At 31.4% G+C, this 13,259-nt stretch carries 9 protein-coding genes; all 9 read right to left on the bottom strand.

The genetic code is table 11. From position 1 onward, the window contains the following. Positions 1 to 32 precede the first annotated feature (32 nt). Positions 33 to 1,781, bottom strand: a complete 1,749-nt coding sequence (locus BM053_RS02225; protein ID WP_091473527.1) for a hypothetical protein — start codon at positions 1,779 to 1,781, stop codon at positions 33 to 35. Next, on the bottom strand, positions 1,769 to 3,058 hold the full coding sequence (locus BM053_RS02220; protein WP_244148498.1) for a DUF4249 domain-containing protein: 1,290 nt from the start codon (positions 3,056 to 3,058) through the stop codon (positions 1,769 to 1,771). The genes BM053_RS02225 and BM053_RS02220 overlap by 13 nt, the downstream gene beginning before the upstream one ends. Then, the gene (locus BM053_RS02215; protein WP_167357267.1) at positions 3,046 to 4,320 is read right to left on the bottom strand and encodes a DUF4249 domain-containing protein; all 1,275 of its coding nucleotides are present in this window, start codon (positions 4,318 to 4,320) and stop codon (positions 3,046 to 3,048) included. Before BM053_RS02215 ends, BM053_RS02220 begins: the two co-directional genes overlap by 13 nt. Next, positions 4,308 to 5,597 (bottom strand): DUF4249 domain-containing protein, encoded by a 1,290-nt coding sequence (locus tag BM053_RS02210; protein ID WP_091473521.1) that lies wholly within the window; start codon positions 5,595 to 5,597, stop codon positions 4,308 to 4,310. The genes BM053_RS02215 and BM053_RS02210 overlap by 13 nt, the downstream gene beginning before the upstream one ends. Positions 5,598 to 5,603: 6 nt before the next feature. Next, positions 5,604 to 8,369 carry a TonB-dependent receptor gene (locus BM053_RS02205; protein WP_091473520.1) on the bottom strand — a complete coding sequence of 922 codons (2,766 nt, stop codon included), beginning with the start codon at positions 8,367 to 8,369 and terminating at the stop codon, positions 5,604 to 5,606. Next, positions 8,369 to 9,115, bottom strand: coding sequence for a hypothetical protein (locus BM053_RS02200; RefSeq protein WP_143076453.1), 747 nt, complete (start codon positions 9,113 to 9,115; stop codon positions 8,369 to 8,371). The genes BM053_RS02205 and BM053_RS02200 overlap by 1 nt, the downstream gene beginning before the upstream one ends. A gap of 153 nt (positions 9,116 to 9,268) precedes the next feature. Continuing rightward, on the bottom strand, positions 9,269 to 11,404 hold the full coding sequence (locus tag BM053_RS02195) for a polyribonucleotide nucleotidyltransferase (RefSeq protein ID WP_091473516.1): 2,136 nt from the start codon (positions 11,402 to 11,404) through the stop codon (positions 9,269 to 9,271). 177 nt (positions 11,405 to 11,581) lie between these two features. Continuing rightward, positions 11,582 to 11,848 carry a 30S ribosomal protein S15 gene (gene rpsO / locus BM053_RS02190; RefSeq protein WP_091473515.1) on the bottom strand — a complete coding sequence of 89 codons (267 nt, stop codon included), beginning with the start codon at positions 11,846 to 11,848 and terminating at the stop codon, positions 11,582 to 11,584. Between the two features lie 97 nt (positions 11,849 to 11,945). Beyond that, a complete protein-coding gene (locus tag BM053_RS02185) occupies positions 11,946 to 13,235 on the bottom strand; it encodes a DASH family cryptochrome (protein WP_091473514.1) in 1,290 nt (429 codons plus the stop codon). Positions 13,236 to 13,259: the final 24 nt, after the last annotated feature.

Raw genomic sequence — 13,259 nt, 5'->3', positions numbered from 1 at the left:
GTTTCAAGCTAATGAAACGGGATTTTCTACATTTATTTTACTTCGATAATTTCTGAGACGTAAATGGGTTTTCCGTTGTCGGAAATTCCTTCTAACAATATTTCGAATTCACCCGTAACATCAGATGTTAAAAATGATATTGTTTGTTCTTTATTTTCTAATTTAATTTCAGGCAACCACAATAACTGGTATCTGTAATCTGGAATTCTATTTGCGTTATTATTGCTATAATTTGGTTGAAAATATTTTTTTTCGCCAAGAGGTCTCAGGATTTCAGGTTTTATTATAAAATCGCCACTTAGTTTACTGTCGTAATCATATTGTTTTGTTGTAAAAGAGATGAGTCCGTTGTATAATTTTGAGCCAAAGTAATATCCACCTTTTATAAGCGATATTTTATAAAAAAGATCTGCTTTGTGTGCAAAAAGTTCATTAATGTCTTGAATTATTAAGCCGTCTACTATTACTAATGCGGGAATGTCTAATTTATTGTTTAGGTCGAAATCTCTTAAATGTAAGCTGTAAATTTTATTCTCGGTTTTAAAATACATTCCTTCGACAACTTCTATAACGGTTTCTTTGAGTGTTGGGAATCTAGTATAATCATTAAGAATATATTCAGTTGATAAAGGATCATAAAATGTTTTTGCGTCTTTTATGGGAATTAAACTATCCTTTTTATTTTCATAATATGCATTTTCAATTTGACTGGCAACTGCTTTTTCTTCAATAAGATTTTGAAGTTCAGGATTTAGTTGGAATTCATTAAATGTTAATGAAGAATAATTTGGAGATGGAACTTTGTTAATTTCAATTTTATAATTTTCTTTATCAGATTCGATAATTTGAATAATTATATTGGCACTAGGGAAAGATTTTTCTAGGTTAAATATAAATTCGCCCTTTTTATTTGTTTTGGTAATTTCAAAAGCATAATTTTTTCCAGGTATTGAAAGTGAAATGTTTTTATTTTCGATATTATTTGTGCCTGATTTTGAGATTATTTTTCCAGAAATAATTTCACCTCGAAGTTCTGGAATTATAAAATGCTCAAGATTATAGTTACTCTCGATATTCGTAGCCTTTTTAGAGGCTATAAATTCATTAATGTTTAATTTATTTTTTGATGAAAATGTATCTAATTTTCTGACGGAAACGGAGAAATTGCCTTTTAGAGATTCATTTGTTGTGTTTGGTTTAATGTTTAAGGTTACAGTTTCTCTGTTTGAAAACATTTTTTTATTTGTAACAACAGAAAAATTATTGGTAGTTTCTATCGAAGCTTTTTTGGTGTCAGTAATATTATTTTCTTGAGTTGTATTTGTTATGTTCTTAGTAGGAGTTTGATAAGGATTTATAATAGAAATATCAATACTAAAATAATCAGGATTAGATTTGTTTAGCATCCAACTAGTGTAGCCAACTAGTTTGTAATTTCCAGTTTCTAGGGTTGTAGGTATAAAAAAATCTCCGCTTGCTATTCCTTTTTCTAAAAACAATTTCTGTGTGAATATACTTTTCTTATTGCTGTCTACGAGTTCGATATATGCAATTTTGCTAAAGGTAGAAACAGCGTTTGAACTATTATTGAGACAAAATAATTTATACAGCAAATTCTCACCTGTTAAAAAGGTATTGGTGTTTGTGCTAATGAAAATGGATTCATTAATCTTTTTATCAATAGCATTTAGTTCGCTTATTGAATACTTGTTTTGAGCCAATGTCGCTTGATTATAAATAAATAAAGAAGCAATTACGATTATGTGTTTTAGTCTATCCAAAATATTGGTTTTAAGTTAGCGCCTACTTTTGTGCAATCTCCACAAATGGGTTTTACCATAATGAATTCATTTACTATATCCGCTGTGTTATTATAGAAAATCATTTGTTTGTCCGGTATTACATCTCTTAATTCTCGTCCCGGGCCAGCTGCTAAACCTAGACTCCCTACACAGAGAGGGGAATCGGAAGTGCAAGGGCAATATGTGGGCACACCAGGTAAGTCTACAAATCTATGTTGACAATATATGAACTCTTCGCATTGGTCATAATATGTTGGTGTAGGTTCACCAGGGAAAATCTCATTATAATTAAAAAACACACGTTTTTTAGATACGGAACTTACATCGAAAAAACCAATTACTTTCTCGTTCGGATTGGTGGTCGATTTTATATTCCCGTAAATAAAACCTGGTTGGTTTTGAGACAAAACACTTCCTGAGCCACTAACTTTTTTTAAGGTATTGTAAAAACTAAAAGATTGAAATGATTGCACATATTGTGTAACTAAAATGCTGTATCGCTCTGCAATGGTATAATCTGATTGGCTAATAAATCTTACAGGGAAATTCACTCTGTCTTCGGATAAATTATTGGTGCTTGTTAAAATGATATCTGTTGATGATTCTGTTTTATAACAAATTTTGCCTATTTCGTTACCTTTTGCTACTCTATCTATCGATGGAAATCCAGGAAAATTTGGTGCTCCACAGAACATTATGCTATAATTAAATTTTAAGTCATAATCAGACCATTTAGGAGCGGTAATTCTATTGGTTTCTTCATATTCATATCTGTAATATTTTGATGTGTTTGTGGGGTCAAAACTTTTTACAGCAATTTGCACGCCACGAAGTCCTTCTTTAGTAGTTACTTCTGGAACTAAATCCTGTATTGGAGTATCGGTTGTTAGATTCTGAATGGTCGATGCATAAGATTTCCCATCATTAGTAGTAATGAATAATTGATAAGTTCTGTTTGCTGCTGCTTGAAATTCTGAAGTTGAAAGGTATTTACCATTGTTTTCCCAAAAATTATATTGATTTCCTAAATCATCTTTTACTAAAACAGTTGCTCCAGCTTCATACTCAGGACCATTATCTTCAAAACGATAGGTTCTTGAGAGTTTTATTTCTTGTTTTTTAAACTCGTTAGTTATGGTTGCTTCAACTAGAATTACGTCTTCAAACGTATTTGTTTGAAGTGCATAAGGTTCTGTGCAGCTTATTAAAATTGTAGTAAACAACAATGCGACAAATATGCGTTTTAGTCTATCCAAAATATTGGTTTTATGTTGTTAGAAAAAGAAGTGCAGTCTCCACATTGAATAGGATATAAAAGCAGTGTTGGTGCTGGCCCACCCAGACCCCCACTGGGTATTGTGCCAATGCCTGGATATCCTGAATAGTAAACACTTTTTCTTTTCATCAATAGATCTAAAATATTAACAGCAGCACAATCTGGTGCTGGATCGAAACAATATTTGAAATAAAATTCGTTTTCGCGATCTCCTGGTATTGGATCTGGACAATCGTATGGATACAAGGGAATCGCTTCTGAGGGGAATATATCTTGAAAATTAAAAAAAACTCTCTTTTCAGAGTACGAATTCACACTAAAATAACCTAAAACTTTTTCTTTTAGATTTGAAGTAGAAACTACATTGGATGTTATAAAACCAGGCTGATTTTGAGATAATGTACTGTCTGAATTTGACAATTTCTTTAGTGTTTGATGATATGTATAGGAAGCAAGATTTTCTACATATTGCTTTACCAAAATACTATATCTATTCATAATTATATAATCCTTACTACTAATGAATCTCGTTGGTAGAATAACGCGATCTTCCGATAGATTTGAAGTGTTTGTAAGAATAATATTTTTACTAGTTTTCGATGTGTAGCATACCCGTGCTTCTTCAGTTCTAGGTATTAATTCAACATATCCTGTTACTACACCCGCGCCAGTTCGAGGCGGTGAAAAAACTAACGCATTTGCTCTTAAATATGTCCATTTTGGAGCTATTATTTTATATGTTTCCTCATATTCATAACGATAATATTTAGCAGTACTACTCGGGTCAAAACTTTTTGCAACTATTTGAACTCCTTTTACACCATCTTTAACTACAACTTCTGGAATTAATTCTTGCAATGGCGAAACTGTAGTTAGTTTTTCATTACTTGAAGTATATGATTTTCCGTCATTAGTTGTAATATGTAACTGGTAATTTCTTCCAGCTATTGCTTCAAATTCTGAAGTTGAAATGTATTTACCATCATTTTCTTCAAAATTGTATTGATTTCCTAAATCGTCTTTCACGAAAACAGTTGCTCCAGCTTCAAAATCGGGTCCATTATCTTCCAAACGATAGGATCTTGAAAGTTTTATTTCTTGTTTTTTAAACTCGTTAGTTATGGTTGCTTCGACAACAATAACATCTTCAAACGTATTTGTTTGAAGTGCATAAGGTTCTGTACAACTTATGAAAATTGTAATCAGCAATAATGTGACAAATATGTGTTTTAGTCTATCCAAAATATTGGTTTTAAGTTAGCGCCTACTTGAGTACAATCTCCACATATAGGTTTTACTACTGTAAAGTTTGGGTACATCCCATTATAATATATTCTTCTATTTAGAGTTAATGCTGTTCTTAGAGCATTCCCAGCGCCGTAATCTTGTATTCTCCCTGGGGGGCATTGAACGTTGTTTGAAGCACAGTCACCAAAATAACTATATAATGGTGGATCTGGTTCAGTAAATTTTATTGAACAAAATATTTCTTCCTCGCATTCATCATAATATTTTGGTTTTGGTTCTCCTGTAAAAAGGTCTTCGAAATTAAAGAATATTCTTTTTCTTGATACAGAACTAACATTAAAAAAACCAATTACTTTTTCGTTTGGGTTGGTAATCGATTTTATATTACCGTAAATAAAACCGGGTTGGTTTTGAGATAAAATACTACCTGATCCACTTATTTTTCTTAGAGTACTATAAAAACTATAAGATTCGAAAGATTCTACATATTGTTTGACTTCAATAGAATATCTTTCTGCAATCGTATAGTCAGAGGATGCAACAAACCTTACAGGGAAATTTACTCGATCTTCAGATAAACTATTCGTATTCGTTAAAATAATATCAGTTGATGATTGTGTTTTATAACAAACTTTACCTATTTCATTGTTTTTTGGCACTACATATAAGTAAGGAAACCCAATCAAACTAGATGTTGGACAGTAAAATTGAGTAGTACTAAATTTTAATTCATAGTCAGACCATTTAGGAGCAGTAATTCTTGAGGTTTCTTCATATTCATATCTATAATATTTTGATGTGTTTGTAGGGTCAAAACTTTTTACTGCCATTTGAACTCCACGAACGCCTTCTTTTGTTGCAATTTCTGGAACTATATTTTGTATTGGCGTATCGGTTGTTAGACTTTGTATGGTCGATGCATAAGATTTTCCATCATTAGTAGTAATGAATAATTGATAAGTTCTGTTTGCCGCTGTTTGAAATTCTGAAGTAGAAATGTATTTTCCATTGTTTTCTTCAAAATTATATTGATTTCCTAAATCATCTTTTACGTAAACGGTCGCTCCAGCTTCAAACGCAGGTCTATTATCTTCCAAACGATAGGATCTTGAAAGTTTTATTTCTTGTTTTTTAAACTCGTTAGTTATAGTTGCTTCAACAACAACTGCATCTTCAAACGTATTTGTTTGAAGTGCATAAGGTTCTGTACAGCTTGCTATACATATGAGAAGCGTACTTAGAATGAATATTTTTAAATATATACTTTTCATAACTAGTTAAAATTTAAAATTATAAGTTATTGTAGGTACTGGAATTCCAAAGATTGATGTCTTGTATGCTTTTACTTGACCTTCTTTTGTTACAAAATATACAGAATACGGATTGTTTCTTCCTAAAACATTATAAACAGAAATGTTCCAGAAACTATGAGCTAGTTTTTTTAGTTTATGATTTCCTTCAATATTAATACCTATGTCTAGACGATAATAATCAGGGATTCTAAATTTATTTCGGTCGCTATACAATGTATATTCGGAATTTGCGTAAGTGTATTTTCCAATAGGATATGTTATAGGTCTTCCTGTTTGGTATATAAAATTAGCTGAAAAACTATAACGATGTGTGAATTTATAATTTAATACAGCACTAAAATCATGCGGTTTGTCGAAATTTGTTGCGAAAAACTCTCCGTTGTTTACTTTTTCTTCATTAAACTGGCTGTCTAATTTTATAAATGCTCTCGAATATGTGTATCCAATCCATCCATTCAGACGACCTTCAGCTTTTTTGACTAATAATTCTACCCCGTATGATTTGCCTTCGCCTTGCAATAATTCTGTTTCTAGATTTTCGTTCAAAAGTAAATTTGCACCAACTTTATAGTCTAGAATATTATTAGATTTCTTATAATATCCTTCGGCACTTAATTCTAAATCTTCGTAGTCTATGTTTTTAAATAATCCTAATGAAAATTGTTGCCCGTTTTGTGGTTTTACATTCAAATCAGATAATTTCCAAGTGTCTGTTGGGGATTGTGTCGTGTTACTTGATAATAAATGAATATATTGAAACGTTTTATCATAACCGGCTTTTACAGAAAAATCTTCGGTTATCATATATCTTAATGCTAATCTAGGTTCAAATCCACTTGATGTATTTATTGTTTCGTTGTTCCCAAATTCTTTTTCGTCTATAACTGTAGCGTCGCTTAGCGGTACTCCTTCTTGATAAATTTTTTGTGTCGACTTTCCTAAAGCCATAAATACAGAGTATCTTATGCCAACATCTAATAGTAGTTTTTTTGTAATTTTATAATTATCTGAAACAAAAGCTGCAGATTCTAATCCTTTTTCTTTGTCAATATTAACAGGAATTAATAGAGAATTTGGGTCTTTTGCGCTGAAATTACCTGGGTTAATGTTGTATAATTTACTCGAAACGCCATAAGTGAATTTGTGTTTGTCATTAAGAGTATAGTTAAGCTTAAGCATTGCTTGAGATTCATTTATTTTGAAACCAAAATCAAAGGCATTTAGGTTGTTCGAATCGTAATCGATATTAAATTTGTATTCACTATTTGTAATGATTAATTCTCCTTTGTTTTTATCATTAAAGGTGTGTTTCCATTTTAAAGATCCTAATCTGTTGCTGTATTTATATAAAGAATCGGACGTGATGCTAAAGGCATCTTTACTATAATATAAAGTAGTTTCGAGCGAATTGTTTTTATTTATTTTATGATTGTATTTTGCAAATAAATCATAAAAAGAAGCTTTACTATTCTTTAATTTTTCATCTTTTAGACTTTTTAAAATCCATCCAGAATAAGTAGCTCTTCCACCTATAAGGAGGCTAGATTTTTCTTTGATGATAGGTGTTGATAAGGTTATGTTGCTCGTAACAGGTCCTATTCCTCCTTCACCAGAAAATTTTGTTAAGTTTCCGCTTTTTGATGTTATGTCAAACACGGAAGATAATCTTCCTCCAAATTCAGACGGAATACTACCTTTGTAAATATCTACTTTGCTAATCGTATATGGGTTTATTGCAGAAAAGAATCCGAAAAAATGCGAGGGATTATATATAGTTCCGTTGTCTAGAAGTATTAGGTTCTGATCTTCTTTTCCTCCTCTAACATTAAATCCTGCCGAACCTTCTCCTGCAGTTTTTATTCCAGGAATTGTTAATGCTACTTTTAGTACATCTCTTTCTCCTAAAACTAATGGAATGTTTTTTATTCCTTCGGCTTCAATGGTTGTAACTCCAGTAACAGCAGTTCTTAAATTTTGCTTTCTTTTTCCTCGTATTACTACTTCGTTTAGCTGATTTGCTTTTTCAGAAACGGTTATGTTTAGTTTACCATTACTATAAATCATTATTTTTCTTGATGCTTTCGTATAGCTTAATGATTGCGTCTCAATGACATTCATCCCATATGGAAGTTGTAAAGTATAATAACCGTCTTTATCTGTGCTAACACTGGTTTTTCCGCTTTTGACAGTGATGTCTGAGATTGGTTCATCATTTTTACCATTTTTTATATATCCAGAAAGGGAGTATAGGTCAGCTACTGAATTTGCTGTTTCTTTTCCTACTAATGTTATTGGATCAGTGTTTGTTGATTTGGTATTTTTTATCGAATCATATTGTTGGAAAAAGATTGGGTTTGCTGCTTTTACTATGGTATTTGAATCGGGAGCTTTGTTTCCAAAGTAATTGTCTGGTAATTTGTCGTAAATAATACTATTTCTTGTTAGTATGATTTTATTTTTATCAATAAAAAAATTAATGTTTGTATCTTCAAAAACAGCCGTTAAAATTTCCTTTATAGTCTTGTCTTTATGATTCCCAGATATTAGGACATTTTCGTTAATCCAATCTTCTTGATAATAAAATTTGTAATTAGAAATAGCTTCTATCTTGTTAATAACATCTATTTTGCTAATGTTACTGTATTCAATAGTAATTAGTTCAGTTTTGTATTGAGAATAAATTAATTGATTAAAAATCAATAGTAGTAAGAGTATTGTAAGTTTCCTCATTATTTAGTTGAGTTGTTTTGTAGTAAATTATTAATATAGGTCATTAAATTTTTCATGAATTTCAATTCATTCTCTTTTTTTAAATCCCTGTAAGTTTTGTGGAAATTAGATATTTCGTTTTTGTGATTAGGGAATAGCTTAAGGATTTCGCTTTTAGAATTTATTTTATTGAATTTATTTTCGGAAAACAGAATAAATTCATTTTTATAAAAATATTCTATAAATGCGCCACGTTCTTTTAATAACTCCTTTTTTTCTTTATAGTGCTTTATGTAAAAAATAAAGGATTTGCTTGTTAAGTTTTCTTCATAATAACCTTTTGAAAATCCTTGTGGCAATTCAAGGTTTAAATTAATAAACTTCGTATTGTATATTGTAAATGTTTTTACTTTTTCTTTTGTAAGGTTTATATTTATATAATCTGATTCTCCGTGAGGTTTTAAGACTAATTCATTATTGTAAATATCATATTTTAAATTCACATTAAAATAATCTTGAGCGTCATAATTTACATTGCCAATTATGAATTTGTTAGAATCGAAATAACGATTTTGGCCATTTAGTGTTCGATCATAATTGGTATGTATTACGCCATTATTTACACCTAGAGTTTCTTTACCAATTGTTTTGTCAAACCAATTGTATATTGATTCGTTATTGTTGCTTTGAGCAAACACAGTGCTTAATTTACTAAAAAAGCATAGTATGATTAACAAGGTTCGAATTGATATTCTGCTATATTTCATTAATTTATTTGTATATCGATTGGATTTCAAAAATACAAAAAAATCTTACAAAATATATTTATTGAGCAAAATAATTTTTAAACAAAAATCCCGTTTTAAATTAATAAAACGGGATTTTCTATAAATAAACCTTTAGTAAACTATAAGATCTGATTACTCTTTTTTCTCCTCACGTGGAGGTCTTGGCATCAAGGCTTTTCTAGATACTTTCTCTTTACGAGTTTTAGGATCTAAACCTAGATATTTTACCATAAATACATCGCCCATGTTTACAACATCGGCAACATTTTCTGTACGTTCCCAAGCTAACTCAGATACGTGTAATAATACTTCGTTTCCAGGAACAGCAGTATATTCTACAACTGCACCAAAATCTAGCATTTTAATTACTTTTACTTCGTAAGCTTCTCCCATTTGTGGTTTGAAAGTAATTGACTCAATTTTAGCCAATACAGCTTCAATTCCAGCAGGATCTGTACCTAGAATTTCAACAACTCCCATTTCGTCAACTTCGTTAATTACGATAGTTGTTCCAGTGGCTTTTTGTAATTCTTGAATTACTTTTCCTCCAGGTCCAATTAACGCACCAATAAAGTTACCAGGAATAGTTCTCATGATAATTTTTGGAGCATATACTTTAACGTCAGCTTTTGGAGTAGCTAGCGTTTCGGTAAGTATATTAAGAATGTGCAAACGACCATCACGAGCTTGAGCTAATGCTTGTTCCATGATTTCATATTTCAATCCATCAATTTTAATGTCCATTTGGCAAGCTGTAATTCCTTCAGAAGTTCCAGTTACTTTAAAGTCCATATCTCCCAAGTGATCTTCATCACCTAAAATATCAGATAAAACTGCAAAACGATCACCGTCAGTAATTAATCCCATTGCAATTCCAGAAACTGGACGAATCATTTGAATCCCTGCATCCATTAACGCCAATGTTCCAGCACAAACTGTTGCCATAGAAGACGAACCATTCGATTCCAATACTTCAGAAACAATTCTGATTGTATAAGGATTTTCTGCAGGAATCATATTTTTCAAGGCTCTTTGTGCCAAGTTTCCGTGACCAACTTCTCTTCTTGAAGTTCCTCTTAAAGGACGTGCTTCTCCTGTTGAAAATGGTGGGAAATTATAGTGTAAATAGAATTTTTCTTCTCCTTGTTCAGATGGCGAATCAATTTGGTTTGCTTCTCTAGAAGTTCCTAAAGTTGCAGTTGCCAATGCTTGAGTTTCTCCACGTGTAAACAATGCAGAACCGTGAACAGATGGTAAATAATCTACTTCACACCAAATTGGGCGAATTTCTGTAGTTTTTCTTCCGTCTAATCGAGTTCCTAAATCTAAAGTTACATTACGAACAGCTTCTTTATTAGTTTTGTAGAAATATTTAGAAACTAAGTCTCCATTTTCTGCTAATTCTTCTTCTGTAAATAATGCTTTTACTTCTTCTTTTACAGCGTCAAATGCAGCCGAACGTTCGTGTTTAGCTGAGCCAACTTTAGCAATGTTGTAAATTTTATCGTAAGCTGCTGCTTTTACTTTTGCATAAATAGCATCGTCAGTTTTTTCTTTTTCATAAGTACGAACTTCTTTTTTTCCAAAAGCTGCAGCCAATCTTTCTTGAGCAGCAATTTGTACTTTAATATGTTCGTGTGCAAATTTAATTGCTTCTAGCATTTCTGCTTCTGAAATTTCTTTCATTTCTCCTTCTACCATGGCGATAGAATCTGTTGAAGCTCCAATCATCATGTCAATATCAGACAATTCTAATTGTGCACGAGATGGGTTGATGATAAATTTACCGTCAATTCTTCCAACTCTAGCTTCAGAAATTAAAGTTTCAAAAGGAATGTCAGACAAAGCAAGTGCTGCCGAAGCTGCTAATCCTGCTAATGCATCCGGCATAACTTCATCATCATGAGACATTAACTGAATCATAACTTGAACTTCTGCATGGTAATCAGATGGGAAAAGTGGACGTAAAACACGGTCAACTAATCTCATGGTTAGCACTTCGCTATCACTTGGACGCGCTTCTCTTTTGAAGAAACCACCAGGAAAACGACCTGCTGCTGCAAATTTTTCGCGATAATCTACCGTTAACGGTAAAAAATCGATACCTGGACTTGCTTTTCTTGAAGATACAACTGTTCCTAAAATAACAGTTTTACCAATTCTTACTACTACAGATCCGTCAGCTTGTTTAGCCAAACGACCTGTCTCGATTGTGATGCTTCTGCCATCACCTAAATCGATTTTTTCTACAAATAATTGTGGAATCATAAATTTTCCTTTTTTAAGTTTAACATGGGTTCTAGTTGTGTTGTTGTTGCGTAGTTAATGCCTAAAACCCAATGAAAAACTAACTTTTTTAAGACGATTAGATAAATGAAAGCTTAGAATCTAAATTCCCAAAATCTAAATAAAAAAAGAGGCACTTTCGCACCTCTTTACTATTGATTATTTTCTAATACCCAATTCTTTGATAATCTCACGGTATCTGTTAATCTCTTTTTTCTTCAAGTAATCTAGTAAAGATCTTCTTTTACCTACTAAAAGTACTAATGAACGTTCAGTGTTATAATCGTGACGATTTTTTTTCAAGTGCTCAGTTAAGTGGCTAATTCTGAATGTGAATAAAGCAATTTGCGCTTCTGATTTACCTGTGTTTGTTTTTTCTCCGTGTTTAGCGAAGATTTCTTCTTTAATCTCTTTAGTTAAATACATTCCAATATTTGTTTAATGATTTTTATGTATGAATTCCGTTTCTCGGATTCGAGTGCAAAAGTACAATTATTTTTTGAAGTACCAATATTTTGCAGATTTATTTCAACCATAAATTTCTAAATTCTCGGCTCTTATCATAATCGCTGGCTTGTTTTTCGATATTAAAATAGCGATGACCTCTAGGGTCGTTGCCTACTCCGGCTAAATAGGCCCAATTTCCCCAATTGCTGGACACATCGTAATCTATTAATTGCTGTTCAAAATAGGCAGCTCCAAAACGCCAATCCATATTGAGTTCGTTGCAAAAAAAGCTGGCTACATTTTGTCGTCCACGATTACTCATAAAACCTGTAAGTTTCAATTCGAGCATGTTGGCATTGATAAAATCAGAAGTGGTTTTACCATTTATCCATTGAAAAAGTAATTTATCATTTAATGATTTTGAGTTTACTTTTTCGGTTTTTATCCCAGAATATAAGAAAAATTTGGTTTGGTATTTTTTGAACATGAATCGAAAGAAATCACGCCAAATCAATTCAAAAACCAACCAATAGGTTGATTCGTTTGCGCCAAATTGCAATTCGTATTTTTTAATTTCATTGTAAATAAATTTGGGAGAAATACAGCCTAAAGCCAACCAAGTTGAAAATTTAGATGAATAATCTTCGCCAACCATTCCGTTTCGAGTTTCTTTATAAATTGATAAGTTTTTTGTTTCAAAAAAATAATGATTTAATCTTTTTATCGCTTCAGTTTCTCCTCCTTTAAAATGGATTGCGGCACGAGAATCTAATTCAGAAAATTCTAAACCTAATTCTATTAAAGTTGGTAAATTTAAAACTGGAATTGATGGAGAATAGATTTGTTTTGGTTTCTCAAATGGTTTTCTAATTGTAGCATCTTGTTCTGTTTTTTTTCTGAAATTGGTAAAAACATCTGGAATATTTTTGATAGAAAATGGTAAATCTTCGGCATGATATAAAGTACTAGTGCTAAAAGTTTCGATTTCACAACGTAATTTAAACAATTTATCTTGAACTAATTTTTCGGTTTTTCTTTCTTCAAAAGCGACTTCTCGTTTTACAAAAACTTTTCGTGCTTTATAATATTGTACGATTTTCGGGATTTCAACTTCTGGTTTTCCTTTTGTAATTACTAATCCGGAACCTAATTTTCTTAAATTATCATCTAAATTTTCTAATGCTTCCAATAAAAATTGAGTTCTGAAACTTCCTGTTTTCTTGAATCCGTAAGATGTGGTTTCAAAATGGGAATCGTCAAAACAATACACAGGTATTATTTGTTCGCTTTGTGAAATAGCTTTAATAAGTGTTTCGTTATCTTCTACTCGTAAATCGGTTTTAAACCAAACTATTGCTGTTTTCATATTTTTACTTTAGTTTTCCTGCAA

The organism is Flavobacterium swingsii, from assembly GCF_900111965.1.
Taxonomy (GTDB): Bacteria; Bacteroidota; Bacteroidia; order Flavobacteriales; family Flavobacteriaceae; genus Flavobacterium; species Flavobacterium swingsii.
This window is presented reverse-complemented; position numbering and strand designations above follow the sequence as displayed.

Bases quoted from the DNA above. Each gene is read 5' to 3' on its own strand.
- BM053_RS02205 (WP_091473520.1), bottom strand. From the start codon at position 8,369: ATGAGGAAACTTACAATACTCTTACTACTATTGATTTTTAATCAATTA.
- BM053_RS02195 (WP_091473516.1), bottom strand. From the start codon at position 11,404: ATGATTCCACAATTATTTGTAGAAAAAATCGATTTAGGTGATGGCAGA.
- rpsO (WP_091473515.1), bottom strand. From the start codon at position 11,848: ATGTATTTAACTAAAGAGATTAAAGAAGAAATCTTCGCTAAACACGGA.
- BM053_RS02185 (WP_091473514.1), bottom strand. From the start codon at position 13,235: ATGAAAACAGCAATAGTTTGGTTTAAAACCGATTTACGAGTAGAAGAT.
- BM053_RS02200 (WP_143076453.1), bottom strand. From the start codon at position 9,115: ATGAAATATAGCAGAATATCAATTCGAACCTTGTTAATCATACTATGC.
- BM053_RS02210 (WP_091473521.1), bottom strand. From the start codon at position 5,597: ATGAAAAGTATATATTTAAAAATATTCATTCTAAGTACGCTTCTCATA.